Source organism: Sphaerisporangium aureirubrum (genome assembly GCF_042658925.1).
Lineage (GTDB): Bacteria > Actinomycetota > Actinomycetes > Streptosporangiales > Streptosporangiaceae > Sphaerisporangium > Sphaerisporangium aureirubrum.
Genome location: NZ_JBHSRF010000012.1, coordinates 13,532 through 30,951 on the forward strand (window position 1 = coordinate 13,532; position 17,420 = coordinate 30,951).

Annotated in this window: 18 protein-coding genes; 15 read left to right on the forward strand and 3 right to left on the reverse strand. The window is 69.6% G+C overall.

Features of this window, described 5'->3' with window-relative positions; all coding sequences use genetic code 11:
- The first annotated feature begins 53 nt into the window (after positions 1–53).
- The 4 genes from ACFP1K_RS11550 (at position 54) to ACFP1K_RS11565 (ending at position 5,134) form a co-directional block, all read left to right on the forward strand.
- The gene (locus ACFP1K_RS11550) at positions 54–1,697 is read left to right on the forward strand and encodes an amino acid adenylation domain-containing protein (protein WP_380750448.1); all 1,644 of its coding nucleotides are present in this window, start codon (positions 54–56) and stop codon (positions 1,695–1,697) included.
- A gap of 17 nt (positions 1,698–1,714) precedes the next feature.
- Positions 1,715–3,319 (forward strand): tyrosine 2,3-aminomutase, encoded by a 1,605-nt coding sequence (gene cmdF / locus ACFP1K_RS11555; RefSeq protein ID WP_380750451.1) that lies wholly within the window; start codon positions 1,715–1,717, stop codon positions 3,317–3,319.
- A gap of 147 nt (positions 3,320–3,466) precedes the next feature.
- The gene (locus ACFP1K_RS11560) at positions 3,467–4,846 is read left to right on the forward strand and encodes a condensation domain-containing protein (RefSeq protein ID WP_380750454.1); all 1,380 of its coding nucleotides are present in this window, start codon (positions 3,467–3,469) and stop codon (positions 4,844–4,846) included.
- Positions 4,847–4,864: 18 nt separating this feature from the next.
- On the forward strand, positions 4,865–5,134 hold the full coding sequence (locus ACFP1K_RS11565) for a phosphopantetheine-binding protein (RefSeq protein WP_380750457.1): 270 nt from the start codon (positions 4,865–4,867) through the stop codon (positions 5,132–5,134).
- Between the two features lie 277 nt (positions 5,135–5,411).
- Here the strand turns inward: ACFP1K_RS11565 and ACFP1K_RS11570 are convergent, their stop codons facing one another.
- Positions 5,412–7,010 (reverse strand): 4-hydroxyphenylacetate 3-hydroxylase family protein, encoded by a 1,599-nt coding sequence (locus tag ACFP1K_RS11570; protein WP_380750460.1) that lies wholly within the window; start codon positions 7,008–7,010, stop codon positions 5,412–5,414.
- Between the two features lie 300 nt (positions 7,011–7,310).
- On the opposite strand from ACFP1K_RS11570, the gene ACFP1K_RS11575 reads away from it, so the two are divergent.
- The 8 genes from ACFP1K_RS11575 to ACFP1K_RS11610 all read left to right on the forward strand — a co-directional run bounded on the left by ACFP1K_RS11575 (position 7,311) and on the right by ACFP1K_RS11610 (position 12,755).
- Complete coding sequence (locus ACFP1K_RS11575; RefSeq protein WP_380750463.1) at positions 7,311–8,495, forward strand: acyl-CoA dehydrogenase family protein; 1,185 nt, start codon at positions 7,311–7,313, stop codon at positions 8,493–8,495.
- A 56-nt stretch (positions 8,496–8,551) separates the two neighbouring features.
- Positions 8,552–8,974, forward strand: a complete 423-nt coding sequence (locus ACFP1K_RS11580; protein WP_380750467.1) for an SgcJ/EcaC family oxidoreductase — start codon at positions 8,552–8,554, stop codon at positions 8,972–8,974.
- A gap of 517 nt (positions 8,975–9,491) precedes the next feature.
- Positions 9,492–10,538 (forward strand): hypothetical protein, encoded by a 1,047-nt coding sequence (locus tag ACFP1K_RS11585; RefSeq protein WP_380750470.1) that lies wholly within the window; start codon positions 9,492–9,494, stop codon positions 10,536–10,538.
- Positions 10,539–10,993: 455 nt separating this feature from the next.
- Positions 10,994–11,308 (forward strand): Scr1 family TA system antitoxin-like transcriptional regulator, encoded by a 315-nt coding sequence (locus tag ACFP1K_RS11590; RefSeq protein WP_380750473.1) that lies wholly within the window; start codon positions 10,994–10,996, stop codon positions 11,306–11,308.
- Between the two features lie 7 nt (positions 11,309–11,315).
- Positions 11,316–11,519 (forward strand): DUF397 domain-containing protein, encoded by a 204-nt coding sequence (locus tag ACFP1K_RS11595; RefSeq protein ID WP_380750476.1) that lies wholly within the window; start codon positions 11,316–11,318, stop codon positions 11,517–11,519.
- Positions 11,520–11,883: 364 nt separating this feature from the next.
- Positions 11,884–12,117, forward strand: a complete 234-nt coding sequence (locus ACFP1K_RS11600; RefSeq protein WP_380750479.1) for a hypothetical protein — start codon at positions 11,884–11,886, stop codon at positions 12,115–12,117.
- Positions 12,114–12,470, forward strand: a complete 357-nt coding sequence (locus tag ACFP1K_RS11605; RefSeq protein ID WP_380750484.1) for a hypothetical protein — start codon at positions 12,114–12,116, stop codon at positions 12,468–12,470. Before ACFP1K_RS11600 ends, ACFP1K_RS11605 begins: the two co-directional genes overlap by 4 nt.
- 105 nt (positions 12,471–12,575) lie before the next feature.
- Positions 12,576–12,755 carry a DUF397 domain-containing protein gene (locus ACFP1K_RS11610; protein WP_380750487.1) on the forward strand — a complete coding sequence of 60 codons (180 nt, stop codon included), beginning with the start codon at positions 12,576–12,578 and terminating at the stop codon, positions 12,753–12,755.
- A 372-nt stretch (positions 12,756–13,127) separates the two neighbouring features.
- On the opposite strand, the gene ACFP1K_RS11615 is transcribed toward ACFP1K_RS11610, so the two are convergent.
- On the reverse strand, positions 13,128–13,598 hold the full coding sequence (locus tag ACFP1K_RS11615; RefSeq protein WP_380750490.1) for a MarR family winged helix-turn-helix transcriptional regulator: 471 nt from the start codon (positions 13,596–13,598) through the stop codon (positions 13,128–13,130).
- Positions 13,599–13,897: 299 nt separating this feature from the next.
- Between ACFP1K_RS11615 and ACFP1K_RS11620 the strand changes: the two genes are divergently transcribed.
- Both ACFP1K_RS11620 and ACFP1K_RS11625 read left to right on the forward strand, forming a co-directional pair.
- Positions 13,898–14,350 carry a MarR family winged helix-turn-helix transcriptional regulator gene (locus ACFP1K_RS11620; RefSeq protein ID WP_380750493.1) on the forward strand — a complete coding sequence of 151 codons (453 nt, stop codon included), beginning with the start codon at positions 13,898–13,900 and terminating at the stop codon, positions 14,348–14,350.
- A gap of 137 nt (positions 14,351–14,487) precedes the next feature.
- Positions 14,488–15,474 (forward strand): LuxR C-terminal-related transcriptional regulator, encoded by a 987-nt coding sequence (locus ACFP1K_RS11625; RefSeq protein WP_380750496.1) that lies wholly within the window; start codon positions 14,488–14,490, stop codon positions 15,472–15,474.
- A gap of 10 nt (positions 15,475–15,484) precedes the next feature.
- Here the strand turns inward: ACFP1K_RS11625 and ACFP1K_RS11630 are convergent, their stop codons facing one another.
- A complete protein-coding gene (locus ACFP1K_RS11630) occupies positions 15,485–15,808 on the reverse strand; it encodes a hypothetical protein (RefSeq protein ID WP_380750499.1) in 324 nt (107 codons plus the stop codon).
- A 322-nt stretch (positions 15,809–16,130) separates the two neighbouring features.
- On the opposite strand from ACFP1K_RS11630, the gene ACFP1K_RS11635 reads away from it, so the two are divergent.
- The gene (locus ACFP1K_RS11635) at positions 16,131–17,174 is read left to right on the forward strand and encodes an SDR family NAD(P)-dependent oxidoreductase (protein ID WP_380750502.1); all 1,044 of its coding nucleotides are present in this window, start codon (positions 16,131–16,133) and stop codon (positions 17,172–17,174) included.
- Positions 17,175–17,420: the final 246 nt, after the last annotated feature.

The following is a 17,420-nucleotide window of genomic DNA, read 5'->3' on the forward strand; positions in this document are numbered from 1 at the left end:
TCACGCGACCGCTCTCTCTCGCCGTGGACGCCGCAAGGTGAAAGGGAACACGAGTGACTGAGCCATCCGATCCGCCCGAGTCCGTACCCGACCTGGTGCGCGCCGTCGCCGCGCGGCACCCGGACGTCCTCGCCCTGGCCTGGCCGGGGGAGGAGCTCACCTACCGCGAGCTGGTCGACCGGGCCGCGTCCGTCGCCACCGCGCTGCCCGCCGGGCAGCCCGTCGCCGTGCGCATGTCCTCCGGCCCCCGCCAGGTGATCGCCTGCCTGGCCGTCCTCATGGCGGACGCGCGCCTGGTCTGCCTCGGCGCGGGCGACGTCGGCGAGCGCGGCCGTGCCGTCCTCACCGACCTGCGTCCCACCTGGATCGTGGTCGACGGCGAGCAGCCCGAGGACGGCCTCGTCACCTGGTACCGCGAGGAACTCTCCGGCCGCGTCCTGGACCTGACCACCGTCCCGGCCGGAGGCGCGGGGGAGCGTGCCGTGCCGGGGAGCGCGGACGGGTGGGCGTACGTGACCTACACGTCGGGATCCACGGGGCGGCCCAAGGGGATCCCGCAGGGGCATTCGACGCTGGCGCAGTTCGTGACCTGGTTCGCCCGGGAGTTCCGGGTGGAGGTGGGAGCACGGGTGGCGCAGTGGGCCGCGCCGGGGTACGACGCGAGTCTCGTCGAGGCGTTCGGGGCGCTGGTGGCCGGGGGCACGCTGTGCCCGGTGTCCGATCGGCTGCGGGCCAATCCGGAGAAGCTGGCCGACTGGCTGGCGGCGGAGGGGATCACGCACTTCCAGACGGTGCCGAGTTTCGCTCGGCAACTGCTCGGGGCGCTCGGCGAGCCGGGGGAGCGGCCCGCCGCGCTCGGGCATCTGCTGCTGGCCGGGGAGCCGCTGCCGGGGGAGCTGGCGGACGGGCTGCGGGCCGCGCTGCCGGGGGTCCGGCTGGTCAACCTGTACGGGCCCACCGAGTCGATCCTGGCGACCTGGTACGAGGTGGATGGGCCGCACGACGGCATGGTGCCGATCGGGCGGGCGATCCCCGGGCGGCGGGTGGTGGTGCTGGACGAGCACGACCGGCCCTGCCCGCCGGGGGTCACCGGGCAGATCGTCATCGAGAGCCCGTACGTCACGCCGGGATACGTCGGCGCGGCGGGGGAGAACGGAGCCGCGTTCCGGCCGATCCGCGGCACGGGCCCGGCGGCCCCGAGGTGCTACCGCACCGGGGACCGGGGGCGCCTGCGGCCGGACGGGACGCTGGAGTTCGGCGGGCGCGAGGACTTCCAGATCAAGTTCAACGGCGTCCGGGTCGAGCTCACCGACATCGAGGTGGCCCTGGCCGCCGACGCGTCGGTGGCCGAGTGCGCGGTGGTCCCGGTCGCCGACGCGCAGGGCCTGGTGGTGCGCCTGGTGGCCTACGTCGTCCCCGGTGAGCCGGGCGGGACGGCCGCCACCATCACACCGTGGCGCGCCGCGCTGCGGCGGCGGTTCGGCAAGGCGACGCCGCCGGTGACGTTCCGCACCCTTACGCGGCTCCCGCGCACGGTCGGCGGCAAGGTCGACCGGCGCAGACTCCCCGACCCGGGACCCGCCACCGCCCAGGTGCCGCGGGCGCGGGACTCCGGCGCCGCTCCGGACGGCCAAAGTGCCGTCCTGACGCCGGACGACACGCAAACCACGTCAACAACGCTGCTGCAAACGCACTGATTTTGGGGTGAGACAACGTGACTCTGGTCGAGACCGAACTGTCTGTTGATTTCGACGGTGAGAGCCTGGACATCGCCGGTGTGCGGCGGGTCGCCGAGGAGTGGGCGCCGTGCGCGGTGTCCCCGTCGGCGCTGGCCAGGGCCGCCGACAGCAGGCGCATGTTCGAGGACACCATCCGGGACGGGGTGCCCGTCTACGGGGTGACCACCGGCTACGGTGAGATGATCTACATGCTGGTGGACCTGTCCAAGGAGGTGGAACTCCAGACCAACCTGGTGCGCAGCCACAGCGCCGGCGTGGGCCCCGTGTTCGCCGAGGACGAGGCCAGGGCGATCCTCGCCGCCCGGCTGAACGCCCTCGCCAAGGGCTACTCGGCGGTGCGCCCCGAGCTGCTGGAGCGCCTCGCGCTGTACCTCAACCTCGGCATCACCCCGGCCATCCCGGAGATCGGCTCCCTCGGCGCGAGCGGCGACCTCGCCACGCTGGCGCACATCGCGGTGACCGTCATCGGCGAGGGCTACGTGCTGCGCGACGGCAAGCGGGTCGAGACCGGCCCGGTGCTGCGCCAGCACGGCATCGAGCCGCTGGAGCTGCGGTTCAAGGAGGGCCTGTCGCTGATCAACGGCACCTCCGGCATGACCGGCCTCGGCGCCCTCGTCGTCGGCCGCGCGCTCACCCAGGTGCGGCAGGCCGAGATGGTGACCGCCCTGGTCGTGGAGACCATGCGCGGCTCCAAGAGCCCGTTCCTGGCCGAGGGGCACGACATCGCCCGCCCGCACCAGGGCCAGATCGACACCGCCGCCAACATGCGCACCCTCATGAACGGCAGCGCCCTCGCGCTCGACCACGCCGAGCTGCGCCGCCAGGCCCAGGAGCAGAACTCCGGCGACGGCGTCTCGCGCACCCAGGTGTACATGCAGAAGGCGTACACCCTGCGCGCCATCCCGCAGGTGGTCGGCGCGGTCCGCGACACCCTGTACCACGCCACGGAGAAGCTGCACATCGAACTGAACTCCTCCAACGACAACCCGCTGTTCTTCGAGGGCCAGGAGGTGTTCCACGGCGCGAACTTCCACGGCCAGCCGGTCGCGTTCGCCATGGACTACGTCACCATCGCCCTCACCCAGCTCGGCGTGTTCTCCGAGCGGCGCACCAACCGCCTGCTGAACCGTCACCTCAGCGACGGCCTGCCCGAGTTCCTGGTCGCCGGCGACCCCGGCCTGCACAGCGGCTTCGCCCCCGCGCAGTACCCGGCGACCGCGCTGGTCGCCGAGAACCGGACCATCGGCCCGGCCAGCACGCAGAGCGTGCCGTCCAACGGCGACAACCAGGACGTCGTCAGCATGGGCCTCATCGCGGCCCGCAACGCGCGCCGGGTCCTCGGCAACAACAACCGCATCCTCGCGGTGGAGTTCCTCGCCGCCGCCCAGGCGGTCGACCTGTCCGGCCGCTACGCGGGCCTCAGCCCGGCCGGCAAGGCGACCTACGAGATGGTGCGGTCGCTGGTGCCGACCCTGGACGTGGACCGCTACCTGTCCGACGACATCGAGCTGATCGCCGCCGCGCTGTCGCGGGGGGACTTCCTCCAGGCCGCCGTGAACGCCGGCATCGAACTGCGCTGAAACAACCTGTTCAGGGGACCGGGCCGCGAATTAAACGGCCCGGTCCCTGAATTCGGCACTCTGGGAGAATTCAAATTCCCTACGGGCCGGTAAATTTCCATATGACAGCGCATGACCCTCAATAGGGGTTAGGGGTTACAGGTCATCATGAGCATTTCAGAGGCGACCCATTCGATCCATGCGCAGATCGCGACCGAACGGGTTCCGCTGTCCTTCAACCAGGAATTCCTCGTCATGTTCTCCTCCGGCGAGGAGGAGGGCCCGTTCGGCCCGCAGTACAACATCGTGTGCGGCTGGCGCGTGGCCGGCCGGGTCGACACGGCGGTCCTGCGGGACGCGCTCGGCGACCTGGTCGTCCGGCACGAGGCGCTGCGCACGTCGATCGTCAACGACCCCACCGGCAGGTACCAGCAGATCTTCCCGCCCGGCTCCCCCGAGCTGACCGTTCGCGACCTGCGCGGCGTCGACGAGGCGGACCGCGACATCGCCGCCGGTGAGCTGGTCAACGAGGCCGAGGCCGGGTCGTACAGCATCAGGGACCTGCCGCTGCTGCGCGCGGTCTACGGCCGGTTCGACGAGCAGGACGGCGTGCTGGTGCTCATCGCGCACCACACCGCCGTGGACGAGTGGTCGATGCGGCTGCTGATGCGCGACCTCGCCGCCCTGTACGGCATCCGCCGCGGCCACCCGGTCGAGCTGCCCGACGCGCGGCAGTACCAGGAGTTCGCCCGCTGGCAGCTGGCCAGCGCCGCCGAGGCGCCCGGCGTCCGCGGCCGCGAGTACTGGCGGGAGAAGCTGCGCGACGCGCGGATCACGGCGACCACCACCGACCACCTCCGCTCCGAGCACCTGCCGAAGACGACCTCCTGGCACCGCTTCGCGATCCCCGCCGAGTCGACCTCGGCGATCCTGAAGCTGTCCAGGGAGACCCGGAGCTCGCCGTTCATGATCCTTTTCTCCGCCTACAGCGTGCTGCTGCAGCGGATGACCGGGAGCAACGACATCGTGGTGCCGACGTTCAGCTCCGGCCGCGCGCAGGCGCGCTTCCACAACACCGTCGGGTCGTTCTTCAACTTCATGCCGCTGCGCACCGACCTGGAAGGCTGCGAGACGTTCCGCCAGGTGGTGGAGCGGGCCAGGGTCACCTGCATGGAGGCCTACTCGCACGACATCCCGTTCGCGCACGTCCTGCAGGAGGCTCCCACCCTGATGAGCCCCCTGGTCGAGGACGACAAGGCGGTCTGCGCGTTCCAGGTGTTCCGCTCCCCGGTGCCGGGCGACCACGAGGTGGTCGGGGACCTGGAGTACTCGGAGATCCCGCGCCGGCTGGACCAGCCGGTGGGCGGCGACGTCCCCGACGGCGCGCTCTGGCAGCTGGAGATCGACTCCTCCGGGGAGATCGTCGCGACGCTGGGGTTCAACAGCAACCTCTTCGCCGAGCGGACCTTCATCGACATGGCGTCGGAGTTCCGCCGCATCCTGGGCGAGGCGGTCGCCACGCCCGACGCCCCCCTGCAGCGGATCTAGTCACACGAAGGAGATCTGATGAGCGACGGCAACGACGGCGGCCTTCCCGAGATCAGGAAGAAGGTCACCAAGATCTGGACGGACGTGCTCGCCGTGGCCCCCGGCGAGGAGAACGCCACGTTCTTCGAGCTGAACGGCGAGTCCATCTCGGCCACCAGGATCGCGTCCCGGGTCGACGAGGAGTTCGGGGTATGGATCGAGGTCGCCGACATCTTCGAGGACGACCCGACCCTGGAGGACTTCATCCGGACCGTCGCGTCCCGGGTGACCAGCACCTCAGCGGCCTGAGAGCCTTCCTGAGCCCCTGGCGGCTCGCCCCCGGTTCCGCGGGGCGGCGCCAGGGGCTTTCTGCTGTCTCCCGCGCGTGAGCCCTCTCCCGCGCCTGTGCCGCGAGTGTGTCCTCTCCCGCGCCTATGTCGCGCGGTGTGCCCTTGTGAGCGCGCCTGTGTGCGTGTCCGACCCCTTGCCGGGCCGGGAGGCGTACGGCGGTGGGGAAGCGGGGTCGCATGACGAAGGCCACCCGGTGCTGCTCCGGGTGGCCTCGGCCTGGGGGGTACGGCGGTGGTCAGATGTTCAGGTCGCTGTGGTTCTGACGCAGCTCGGGGAACGAGGACAGGTCGGGGACCGTCCAGCCGTCCAGGTCGTACTCGGACATGCACTCGGCGACGAACGCCTTGTACTGGTCCACCTGGCCGTTGGCGAGCTGCGAGTTCAGCAGCTCCACCCGGGTGTTCTCGTGGTTGCCGGCGTAGTTGCGCTCGTACAGCTCGTGCCGCCCGCCGAACTCGGTGCCCACCGCGTCCCACAGCAGCTTCATGACCTTGATGCGCTCCACCGCGTCGGTGCCGTCCGAGCCGCGCACGTACTTGTCCAGGTACGGCCGGATGTCGGGGTTGGCGAAGTCCGCGGCGCTGGAGTTGATGTAGATCAGCCCGCTGGCGATGTCCTGCTGGATGATCTCCTTGATGCGGGGATACCCGATCTGCATGAACCAGCGGTACGCCATCCCGTACGCGGGGTTGGGCAGCAGCGCGCCGTCCTTCCACTCGATCGGGTTGCGCGCCGCCGCGTCGGAGAAGGCCCAGAACAGGTTGCGCCAGGCCAGCACCTCGCCGATCCGGGTCTGCACGCCGCGGAAGTCCTTGGTGCCGGTGATCTCGGTCGCCCGGATCAGCAGCCCGGCCAGGAACTCCAGCTTGACGGCGAGCCGGGTGCACCCGTGGAAGGTGAACCGCTCGAAGAAGCCCGAGCGCCCGGTGAACAGCAGCGCCTTGCCGAGGTGCCCGTAGACGAAGACGTTCTCCCAGGGGATGAGCACCTTGTCCAGCACCAGGATGGTGTCGTTCTCGTCCAGCCGCGAGGACAGCGGGTAGTCGAACGGCGTACCCATCACCGTGGCGTTGGCGGAGTACGACGGCCGGCAGATGAGCTTCATGCCGGGCGCACCCATCGGGATCGTCGCCACCAGCGCGAACTTCTTGTCCTTGATGGGCAGGCCGTAGTGCGCGATGAAGTTGTAGTGGGTGAGGGCCGAGCCGGTGGCCACGACCTTCGCGCCGCTGACGATCAGCCCGGCGTCGGTCTCCTTCTCCACGTGGATGAACACGTCGGCAACCTCGTCCGGCGGCCGGTTGCGGTCCACGGGCGGGTGCACGATCGCGTGGTTCCAGTACAGGACCTTCTCCTGCGACTCCTTGTACCAGCGGCGCGCGTTGTCGTCGAAGGGCTCGTAGAAGTCGGCGTTGGCGCCGAGCGTGCCGAGGAAGGAGGCCTTGTAGTCGGGGCTGCGGCCCATCCAGCCGTAGCTCATCCGCGACCACGCCGCGATGGCCTGCTGGTCGGCGACGAGGTCCTCGACGCTGTGCGGCGTGGTGAAGAACCGGTGGGTGTACCCGTCGCTGCCGGTGTCGGTCGGCTTGCAGAGGACGGCCTGCTTCTCGGGGTCGTGCAGCGCGTCGTACAGGCGCGCGGTCATCCGCACGGGGTTGTGGAACGCCGGGTGCGTGGTGACGTCCTTGACCCGCTCGCCGTTGAGGAAGATCTCACGGCCGTCGCGCAGGGTCTCGATGTACTCGTCGCCGGTCAGCGGGCGCGTCTTCGGTCGTGCCTCGGCGTCGGCCGGGACCCGCTCCTCGGTCAACGGACCTGCATCGTCTACTCGCACCTCAACTCCTCGAATCGGTGGTCGTCGAGCGGTGCGTCCGGTGCGGACGGGCTCGAAGGAAAGTCCGCGATGTTCGTAAATCGTCACATCAGGCGTGGCCGGCGGCATCTTTCAGGTTGCGGGCCTACGGCCATGGTGCGGCTGCTTCGCACTCCAGAAGATGCGTCCCGCCGGGCCCGGTGCGACCGTCGGAAGGGTGGGCACCGGCGGATCGCCGCGAGCTCCCCTGACCTGTTCCACCGGCCGTCCGGCGCTAGCCGGCTCCACGGTTTCTCGGCGGATTGTCACCTCTAGGAGGAAATGGTGCTGACGACCGATGTTCCCACCCGGGAACAGCTTGTCGGCCGGGCTTCCGAACTCGTGCCGCTTCTGCGTAAGAACGCGGCGTGGTCGGAGGAGAACCGGCGCATCCACCAGGAGTCCATCGACGCCCTTGCCGACGCCGGCATCTTCAAGCTTCGCACCCCCGCCCGCTACGGCGGCTACGAGGCCGACACCCGCACGCTGGTCGAGGTGGCCGCCGAGCTCGGCCGCGGCGACGGCTCCACCGCGTGGGTGGCGTCGGTGTACTGGATCCCGACCTTCATGGCCTGCCTGTTCCCCGACGAGGTGCAGGACGAAGTCTTCTCCACCCCCGACGTGCGGGTGTGCGGCACGCTCAGCCCGTCCGCGATGGCCACGCCGGTCGACGGCGGCATCGTGGTGAACGGCAAGTGGGGCTTCATCAGCGGCGCCCACCACGCCCACTGGCAGGAGATCATCGCGGTGCTGGTGCCGCCGGAGGGCGAGCCCATGCCCGTCATGGCGCTGGTGCCGATCTCCGAACTGGCGGTCATCGACGACTGGCACACCTCCGGGCTCAAGGGCACCGGCAGCGTGAGCACGGCCGCGCAGAACCTGTTCGTGCCGTCCGCCCGGGTCATCCCGCTGCCGGCCATCCTCATGGGCCAGTACGCCTCGAAGATCAACGCCAACAGCCCGATCTACCGCGCGCCGCTGCTCCCCGTCGCCTCGGCCTCCTCGGTCGGCACCATGCTGGGCTTGGCCCGCGCCGCCAAGGACACGTTCTTCGAGCGCCTCCCCAACCGCAAGATCACTTACACCGGCTACGGCAGCCAGGCCGAGGCCCCCATCACCCACCTCCAGGTCGCCGAGGCCGCCGCCAAGCTCGACCAGGCCGAGTTCCACGCCCTGCGCCTCGCCACCACCGTCGACACCAAGGCCGTCGACGGCTCGGAGTGGACCCTGGAGCAGCGCGTCAAGGCCCGCGCCGACATGGGCCAGGTCGTCAAGCTCGCCAAGGAGTCGGTGGAGATCCTCGCCTCCGCCAGCGGCGGCTCGTCCATCTACAGCGACGTCCCGATCCAGCGCATCGCCCGTGACATCCAGGCCGTCAACCTGCACGCCCTGATGCACCCCGAAACCAACGCCGAGCTGTACGGCCGGGTCCTGTGCGGCCTCGGTCCCGACACCCTCTACATCTGAGCGTCCTCCCGACGCCCACATCTGAGCGTCTCCCCCACCGCAGAAGGGCTAGCGCCATGACCACCACCGCCCCCGCCGGTCCCGTGACCGACGCCGACAAGGCCGCCGTCGCCACCGTCCCCGGCCGCGTCGTCGCCGCCTGGGCCGCCCAGGACGCCACCGCCTTCGCCGCCGTCTTCACCCCCGACGGCACCATGATCCTCCCCGGCTTCTTCCGCAAGGGCACCGCCGACATCGAGGGCTTCATGTCCTTCGCCTTCCAGGGCCCCTACAAGGACACCCGGGTCACCGGCACCCCCATCGACCTCCGCTTCCTCACCCCCGACACCGCCGTGGTGATCACCGAGGGCGGCGTCATCGGCGCCGGCGAGACCGAGCTGTCCCCCGACCGCACCATCCGCGCCACCTGGGTCGTGACCAAGCACGACGGCGAGTGGAAGCTCGCCGCCTACCAGAACAGCCCCCGCGACGCCGCCTGACCCCGGCCCCAGGGCCGCCCGGCAGGCCCGGTGCGGATCGCGAGAGTGCCCGTCCCCCGGCACCCGCCCCGCACCGGGCCCGCCCGCATGCCGGAAGCAATCCAGCACGGGACCCCGAGGTCCGCAGGTCCGTCGCAAGGAGTGACCGATGTCGCCCACCCCTGAAACCTTCCGGCCCCCGGCCGGGGCGCCATCGCCACCCACCCAGGTAGCCGAACTCCTAGGCGGCCTACTCCACCTCGCCTACGCCGAACGCCCCACAACCGGCATAGTCACCGTCGCGGCAGGCTTCACCCCCGAATCGGCCCGCACCCGCGCCGAACTCCGAGCCACAGCCCTAGAGTCCCTACACGCCCTAACCCCAACCCCCCCAACACCCACCCCCACCTCCCCACCCCCCACCGACGACCACCCCGACCCCACGCCTGTCCCCTCCGCGGCGGATCACGCGCCGAGGTCCTCCGTTCCGGATCACGCGTCGAGAGCCTCCGCGCCGGATCACGCGTCGAGGGCCTTCATGCCGGATCACGCGCCGAGGGCCGCCTCCTCCGCGCCGGATCGCGCGTCCAGGGTCACGTCCTCCGCGCCGGATCATGCGTCCGGCACCACGTACTCTGCGCCGGACCACGCGTCCTGGGCCGCGGCCTCTGCGCCGGAGCACACGCCGAGGGCCGCGTCCTCCGCGCTGGATCACGCGTCCGGCACCACGTCCTCCGCGCCGGACCACGCGTCTGGGATCGCCGCATCCCCCACCCCCGGCCCCACCCCGGGCCCCGGCCCCGGCCTCGCGCCCGCGAAGGTGCTGCGACTGGCCGACTTCATGCCCGATCCGCCCGATGACGCCCCGATGCGGGTCTCCGGGATCGGTCTGCTCACCGGGGAGCGCTACCTGGTACCCGCCGAGGTCGTCTGGACAGGCGAAGCCGCGTCCCGCGTCGAACCCACCCTGGTCGGCTTGGTGTCCAACCGCCCGGACGGCATCTCCGTCGCCATCGCGGACCTGCTGGCACACGACATCGTGACCCGCTGGTGGGTGAACCCAAGGATGCCGCTACTGCGGATGTCCCGCCGCGTCCCAAGCCTGCTCCCCCCCGGCATGGCCCAAGCACTGGCACTGATGCGCCTACGGGTCTCCGCATTCGTTCTCCCCGCCCCCGACTTCCCCATAGCCCTGGTAGGCGTAAGCGGCGACGGCACCACCATCGCCACCGCCGCCGCCCGCACAGTAGGCGCCGCAGTCTCCGAAGCCTTCCTCCGCGCCATGGCCGCCCGAGCCCAGCCCTGGCACACCCTCCCCACCGCGGACTCCCTACGCCGCCTGACCGTCTGGCACCGCGAAGCCGACTACCTCGCCCATCTGGACCGCTCAGCCGTAGACCCCGCCCCCACCCTCGTGGAGGACTCCGCCCCCTTGGGCTGGGCCGACATAGCCTGCCGAAGATTCGGCCACGAGCCCATCCTCATAGGCCAAAGCCTCTCCACCCCCATAAAAATCGTCTGCCCCGGTGCCGCCTGCCACCACACCACCCCCGCCGGCACCCCCCTCCCCTGCCCCGTCCCCTAACCCCCACCCACCCCACTCACCAGCCGCCCCCCGAAACGGTGCCTTCGGCGCTGTCTTTTTCAGGCGACCCTCCACCGGGCCACGACGCTACGTCGCGCAGGCAATTCGCCAGCACCTCGCTACTGGAACCACCCACGTGTGGAATCCGGCGAGATCGGCACTACGCCATGGTTCAGGCCATAGGGCAATGACCACACCCGGTTGCCGGAATCAGAAACAACATCGCTCACCTGGTTGCGCGACGGTCTGCCTGGGAGCGCGTACATGACACTCTCGGTGATCATCCATCCACTCACCCGCTTGCGATCGGCGAGCGAGGTCTCGTACACCGGGATGGCCTGTCCCAGGTCGCCCCCCGCCCAGTAGGCGCTTGCAGGTTGTTACGAGAGGTCAGCGTGTCGGGGTGGTCGGTGCTCAGCATTCGTTCCCGCTCGGCGAGCGTCTAGGGGCGTGGCTTGTGCCATCCGCCCGTCCAATTCCGTCATTTCATCGAGATGGCGGTACGTCCAGCGGTGACGATTCAGATCGTCCCCAATCGCGTCGGCGCTCACCCGGCTCTAACCGGTGCCGCCTTCGTGATCCTTGACTTTCCGTCACCGGATCCCAGTCTCGTTTACCTCGCTACCGCAACGGACAGCCTATGGCTGGAGAAGCCCGAGGAATACCAGCGTTATACGCTGATCTACAGCCAGGAGCAGGCGTCATCGGCGCTGTCGCCGGACGACTCTGTGCACTACCTGGCGGCCATGGTTGATCAACTGAAGAGGTAGGCGAGACATGGACCGTATCCAGTCCTCCGAGCTCACCTGGCGGAAGAGCCGGTATAGCGGAACCGACGATAATTGCGTTGAGGTGGCAGCTCTCTCCGCCGGCGGCCGAGCCGTTCGTGACAGCAAGAACACTTCAGGCCCAATGCTGTTCATCAGCTACGGTGAGTGGCGGACCTTCACGGGCAGCATTAAAGACGCCACGTTCGAATGAACGGCTCGTATAACGACGGACCCCCAGGTGATCCTCGGGGCCCGAGCCGTACCCATTCGGAGAATATTTCTCACTCGGTGAGAGTAGCCCTCGATCTTTCGCGATCTTCATTTGGTCGGCTGAGCGGTTCGGCTGGAGGATGATTTCGCGGTGGTGGTCACGGCCTTGCCTTGCTCGGCTGGCGCCAGGGCTACGCGTGTCGCTGGCCCGGGGGACGGCAGGGGCAGCGTGATGGCCGGGGCGTTGCCGCGCAGGGGGCCGTGCTCCTGTTCGCGGTGGGAGTCTGTGCGTGTGGGACACGTTCGCGAGACCGGATGAATTGTCTGACGTTGATCCTGTTGCGGTAGGGGTTATGGTGGCCGGTGTGCTGAGTACCTACGCGGAGATCCGGGACCGGATCTATCAGCTGGCTCGTCAGCATGGGCTGCGGGTCGAATGGCCGGAGAAGACGAAGAGCAGGCAACTGCTTCATCTCGTCAACGCCGATCAGGTCGTGGTGGCGATCACCACGGTGCCGGTCCGGGGGATCACCCGTGAGGCGCTGGAACGCCTGGCCGCAGATCTGGAGCACCTGTTCGGGAAGGATTGGATGGCATGACCGAGCACACGCTGATCTTCAAGGTCGTCCGGAGCCGGGCACTGGACACCGGGACCGACGTGTGGGTGGCCCTGCCCGAAGGAGCGCCGGGCAGTGTCTCGGGTGACACCCTGGCCGAATTGCTTGAGGAAGCCGAGGCGATCAAGCACTTCGTGCTCGGCTTGTCCAAGGACGTCCCGGTGCGTATTGAGTTCATGTTCGAGGTGCCCGGCGTGCCGGTCGAGACGATCGACTCCTACCGCCAGGCCCGCGCGCGGCTGATCGACCAGCTGCGGCAGGCGGGGTTGTCGGAGCAGGACAGCGCGGAACTGTTGACCTTGCCGGGCGGCCAGACGCTGCGCCAGACCGCTTGATCGCTGTATGACCACCTAGCCTGCAACGCTCGTCTGGATAAGCTCAAGGCGGAGGCGTTGAACCGCGCCCGGTCCAACGCGCCTGATCGAAGGGAGTCTGAAACGATGGAGTTGAGGTTCCGAAAGTCCTCGTATTCCGGTGAGGGTGGGCAGTGCGTCGAGGTCGCGCGTGCCTGTTCTGACGTCGTGGTCCGTGACAGCAAGAGTCCCGATAGCCCGATGCTGGTGTTTCCGGTCGAGGAGTTCGCCGCGTTCGTCCGTGGCCTCAAGACCGCCGCGTACTGATATTCGGCCGTTTGCGGGTACGGGTGTATCCGCACGGTGCGGACGCAGCGGTGGGCAAGCTAGGGAGATGGGTGCTACGCCGGGCGGGGGTGCTGGTTTCGCCGCAGCTGGATTTCGTCCTGTCGGCGCCGGAGTAGTGACCTATGGGATGACACCGAGGCACGTCTCGGCCGGGGCGCTGGGTGCGGTGGGACATGAGGAGCCCGGCAGGGTCGGGGGTGCGGGGGTGTCCCCCGCATGGGAGCAGCCCTTGCGGCTCTTCGCGCGGAGCGCGGCCCTCGCTAGGACCATTTCGGCGGGCGCTCGCCTACAGCGGGTTTGACTGTCGTGCTGCGGTGCCGTGCGTAATCGCCGCTCTGGTGGTGCCGGGGGCTATGGGGTGGTGTCGCGGGCGTGGACTAGGCGCCAGAGGAGGGAGGTGAAGAGGGCGCGTTCGTCGGGGGTGAAGGGGGAGAGGAAGGTGTCTAGGGCTTCGAGGATGGCGGGGGAGAGGTTGTGGCGGACCAGGGTTTGGCCTTCGGGGGTTAGGCCTATGGCGTATTTGCGGCGGTCGTCGGGGTTGCGGGCGCGTTGGACGAGGCCTAGGCGTTCCAGGCCGTCTACGACGCTGACCATGGTGGTGCGGTCTATGCCGTGGGTGCGGGCCAGGTCTTGCTGGGACTGGGGGCCCATGGCGTCGATGGCGGTGAGGACTATGAAGTCCTTTGAGCGGAGGCCGAAGGGCTCGACGGCGGACTCGAGGATTTCCACGAAGAGGTCGTTGGCCTTGGTCATGAGCAGGCTCGTGGAGCTGAACAGGACGTCCGCTGGGGGGTGATGGGTACTGGGTGAATCAGTGCTCACATCGTCCCCTTAAGTAGGCATATCTCGGTTAATGCGCAATATGCGCGTTATTCCGCATGCCGCGATATGGACAAGAGTGTCACACGCGACCATGGGCCGTGCAACAGCGCACGGGTGGAAAATCGTCAGTGATGCTGATTGACAGGAACGCTGATGGTCTGTGATCCTGATGGAGGCGTAGGGGGCGGTGTAGGGGTCCGAAGAGGGGTCTCCCGCGCCGCCGTACGGAAATGGAGCTCGTGGTGGCCGTGTGCCGGGCCGGCGGGGATGCCGGGACCACGTGGGACGGTGCTTGAGGCATGGCGGAGAAGCGGATGCCGGGCGCCGGGCTGGAGTTGCTGGCCGAGTCGACGGCGTGGCTGCTCAACGGGGCGGCCCGCGAGGTGACGCTGCAGCTGGAGCAGGCGCTCCGGCGGGACGACCTGCGGTGGCGGGACTACGGGGTGCTCGGCACGCTGGAGGCCGCGGGGCCGCTGTCGCAGCAGGAGATCGGGCGGCGGCTGGGGGTGGACCGGTCGACCATGGTGAGCGTCATCGACGTGCTGGAGGACCGCGGGCTGGTCGCCAGGAGCCGGGACCGGGCGGACCGGCGGGCTTATTCCATAGAGCTGACCGAGTCTGGGCGGGCGTTGCTCGCCGAGGTGCTCCACCCGGTGACGGCCGAGGTGCACGAGCGGGTCATCGGGCGGCTGACCAGCGAGGATCGTGCCACCCTCAACCGCATCCTGGCCGTGCTGGCCTCCGGCGAGTGATCCATTGCCCGGTATGGGGCGGTTTACGAACCATCGAGATTCCTGATAGTTTGTAATTCTACATATCTATGGGAGCCGGATTAGGGCGGATCAACCCTGTGGTCGCCCTGGGTGAGGACATGGCCAGGAGGCGAGCCATGGACGTATCCGTCATCGGGATCACGGCCGAGGCCGTGGAGGTCTACCGCTATTTCCTCCGCAACCGCGGCGAGGGTGTCGGCTCGGTGCGGCAGGCCCTCGGCCTGGACCCCGACAGCATCGAGGCCGCCGTCGAGTCCCTGGACCGGCTGTCCCTGCTCGACCTCACCGATCGGCACAAGGTCGTCGCCACCGAGCCCTCCATCGGCATCGAACGCCTCATCGAGCGCCGGCTGAACGAGCTCAACACCGAGATCCGCCGCGTGCTGTCCGCCCGCGACGCCATCGCGACGCTGGTGGAGGACCAGAAGCACGGCGAGGCCGTGACGTCCGTCCTCGACATCGAGCGGGTGGAGGGGCTGGACCGGGTGCGGCAGCGCCTGGACGACCTCGGGTTCTTCTCCTACAAGGAGACCCTGTGCCTGCACCCGGGCGGCCCGCTGTCCCGCGGCGCCATCGAGACCGCGCTGCCGCTGGACACCCGCTCCCTGCGCCGCGGGCTCGCGGTCAAGGCGGTGTACCACCCGAAGGCCCTCGACGACCCGCTGATGGCCGCCTACCTGCGCGACGTGGTCGGCCTCGGCGGGCAGATCCACATCACCGAGGACCCGATGGACCGTATGGTGATCTTCGACCGCAGCGTCGCGGTCGTGCCCATCCATCCCAAGGAGAGCGCCAGGGGCGCGCTGCTGGTCAGGGAACCCGGGCTGGTGTCCCAGCTCGTCACCTACTTCGACGGCGTCTGGGCCGACGCCACCGACTTCCGCGACTACACCGAGCCGAGCGACGACAAGCCGCACCTGTCGGACCTGGAGCGGAAGGTCCTCGCGGTGATGGCGACCGCGGACAAGGACGAGATCGCGGCCCGCGAGCTCGACGTGTCCGTCCGCACCTACCGCAGGTACGTCGCTGACCTGATGTCCCGGCTCGGCGCGGTCAACCGCTTCCAGGCGGCGTTGCGCGCCAAGGAGGAGAACTGGATCTGAGAGGGCGGGATCAGTTCCACTGCGGGCGCTGGCCGTGGCGGCGCGCGGTCACCCAGTAGCCGAGCCGGGGGCCGCGGCCCACGCTCAGGGTGTGGCAGGCCACGAGCTCCCAGTGGCTGATCTCGGGGTTGGTGAGGACGGCCTTGACCTCGGCGCGCACCTCGGTGCTGGTGAGGTCCTCGTCGGTCTGCACCCGGATCACGATGTCGCCGGTGGCCTGCCGGAGGTCCTTGCGCCATCGCCCGGGCAGCAGCGCCAGGATGCGGATGCCGTCGATCGGCGAGTGGACGGCCCCGCCGTCCTGGTGGCGGCGCAGCGTCAGCTCAAACAGCATGGCAGGCCGCTCCCGCCCAATTGCCGGCGACGGGAATTAATTCGGCCGGTGACATGACCGGGGTCTCCATTTCTCAATCTCTTTTCCCGTGGTGGTGGATTCGTTCTCGTACGACCAACTCTCCGCTTTCGGCAGGCCTCCGACCAGGGAAGGTAAAGGCAGCAAGTTGCCGGTGGGTGACCGCTTCCTGCCACCTCAGGACGGGGCGCCAGGACCCCTCGCGGTGGGTGCTTCACCACCGTGGCCGGGCCGGTGAAAGCACACTCGGAGATGACACGGTCAGCCCGCAGGCTTTTCACTGGGGTGAAATGGAGGTGATCGGATGCTGGTGACTGTGACCGGCGGTACGGGATTCGTCGGCGCCCACTCCGTAGCCGCCATCGTGCGCGCGGGCCACCGGGTCCGGGTCCTCGCCCGCGACCCCGCCCTGCTTGCGCCCGCGCTGGCCCCGCTGGAGGTGCCCCCGGGTGCGGTCGACGTGGCCGCGGGGGACGTCACCGACGAGGCGGCCGTGGCCGCCGCGGTGCGTGGCGCGGACGCCGTGCTGCACGCCGCCTCGGTGTACTCCTTCGACAGCAGGCGCCATGCCGCGATGCGGGCGGTGAACGAGCTCGGCACCGAGATCGTGCTGGCCGCGGCACGGCGCGCGGTGGACGGCCCGATCGTGCACGTGTCCACCGTCGCGGCGCTGTTCCCGGCCGCGGGGCGGGTGATCGGCGAGGATTCGCCGGTCGGACGGCCGCGCGAGACGTACATGGCGACCAAGGCGGCGGCCGAGCGGGTCGCGCGGCGCCACCAGGACGAGGGCGCGCCGGTCGTGATCACTTACCCGCCCGCGCTGCTCGGCCCGCACGACCCGAAGCTCGGCGACCAGGTGGGCCGGGTCAGGGACGTGCTGCGCGGGCTGATGCCGATCTGGCCGCTCGGCGGGTTCCCGATCGGCGACGTGCGCGACACCGCCGAGCTGCACGCCCGGCTGTTCACCACCCCGCCCGCCGGGCCGGCCCGGCGTTTCGCGCCGAACCACTACCTGACCACGCGGGAGTACCTCGCGGCGCTGCGCGAGGTCACCGGGCGCCGGCTGCCCGCCGTCCACCTGCCGGCGCGGAGCATGTTCCCGATCGGACGGCTCGCCGACCTGGCGCAGCGCGTGTGGCCGTGGCACATCCCGGCCGAGTACGGCGCGCTGTACACCTGTGCCTGCGCCACGCGGGTGGCGCCGGACGCGGGAACGACGGGGATCGATCCCCGGCCGTTCGCCGAGACCGCCGGGGACACCGTGCGCTGGCTGCGCGACGCCGGGCACCTGACCGCCCGGCAGGCGGGGTCCGCGAGCCCGGCGCCGTCCCCCGTGCCGGTGCACTGATGGAGCCGCCGCGATGAGCGACCGGGTCGCGACCAGTCCGAGCCTTGACCATCCCGGGGGAGAGGTCCCGATGCGCGCAACCGAGATCGACTTCGTACCCGTCCCCGTGCCGAGGCCCGTGAACGGCGAGGCCGGCGGGCAGGCGAACGGCCAGACGAACGGCCAGACGAACGGGCAGACGAACGGGCAGACGAACGGCCAGACGAACGGGCAGACGAACGGCCAGACGAACGGGCAAGCGAACGG

Coding starts and splice junctions, on each gene's coding strand:
- ACFP1K_RS11635 (WP_380750502.1), top strand. CDS start 16,131: ATGCTGGTGACTGTGACCGGCGGTACGGGATTCGTCGGCGCCCACTCC.
- ACFP1K_RS11595 (WP_380750476.1), top strand. CDS start 11,316: ATGGACCGTATCCAGTCCTCCGAGCTCACCTGGCGGAAGAGCCGGTAT.
- ACFP1K_RS11580 (WP_380750467.1), top strand. CDS start 8,552: ATGACCACCACCGCCCCCGCCGGTCCCGTGACCGACGCCGACAAGGCC.
- ACFP1K_RS11585 (WP_380750470.1), top strand. CDS start 9,492: ATGCCGGATCACGCGCCGAGGGCCGCCTCCTCCGCGCCGGATCGCGCG.
- ACFP1K_RS11565 (WP_380750457.1), top strand. CDS start 4,865: ATGAGCGACGGCAACGACGGCGGCCTTCCCGAGATCAGGAAGAAGGTC.
- ACFP1K_RS11620 (WP_380750493.1), top strand. CDS start 13,898: ATGGCGGAGAAGCGGATGCCGGGCGCCGGGCTGGAGTTGCTGGCCGAG.
- ACFP1K_RS11575 (WP_380750463.1), top strand. CDS start 7,311: ATGGTGCTGACGACCGATGTTCCCACCCGGGAACAGCTTGTCGGCCGG.
- ACFP1K_RS11625 (WP_380750496.1), top strand. CDS start 14,488: ATGGACGTATCCGTCATCGGGATCACGGCCGAGGCCGTGGAGGTCTAC.
- ACFP1K_RS11560 (WP_380750454.1), top strand. CDS start 3,467: ATGAGCATTTCAGAGGCGACCCATTCGATCCATGCGCAGATCGCGACC.
- ACFP1K_RS11605 (WP_380750484.1), top strand. CDS start 12,114: ATGACCGAGCACACGCTGATCTTCAAGGTCGTCCGGAGCCGGGCACTG.
- ACFP1K_RS11610 (WP_380750487.1), top strand. CDS start 12,576: ATGGAGTTGAGGTTCCGAAAGTCCTCGTATTCCGGTGAGGGTGGGCAG.
- ACFP1K_RS11630 (WP_380750499.1), bottom strand. CDS start 15,808: ATGCTGTTTGAGCTGACGCTGCGCCGCCACCAGGACGGCGGGGCCGTC.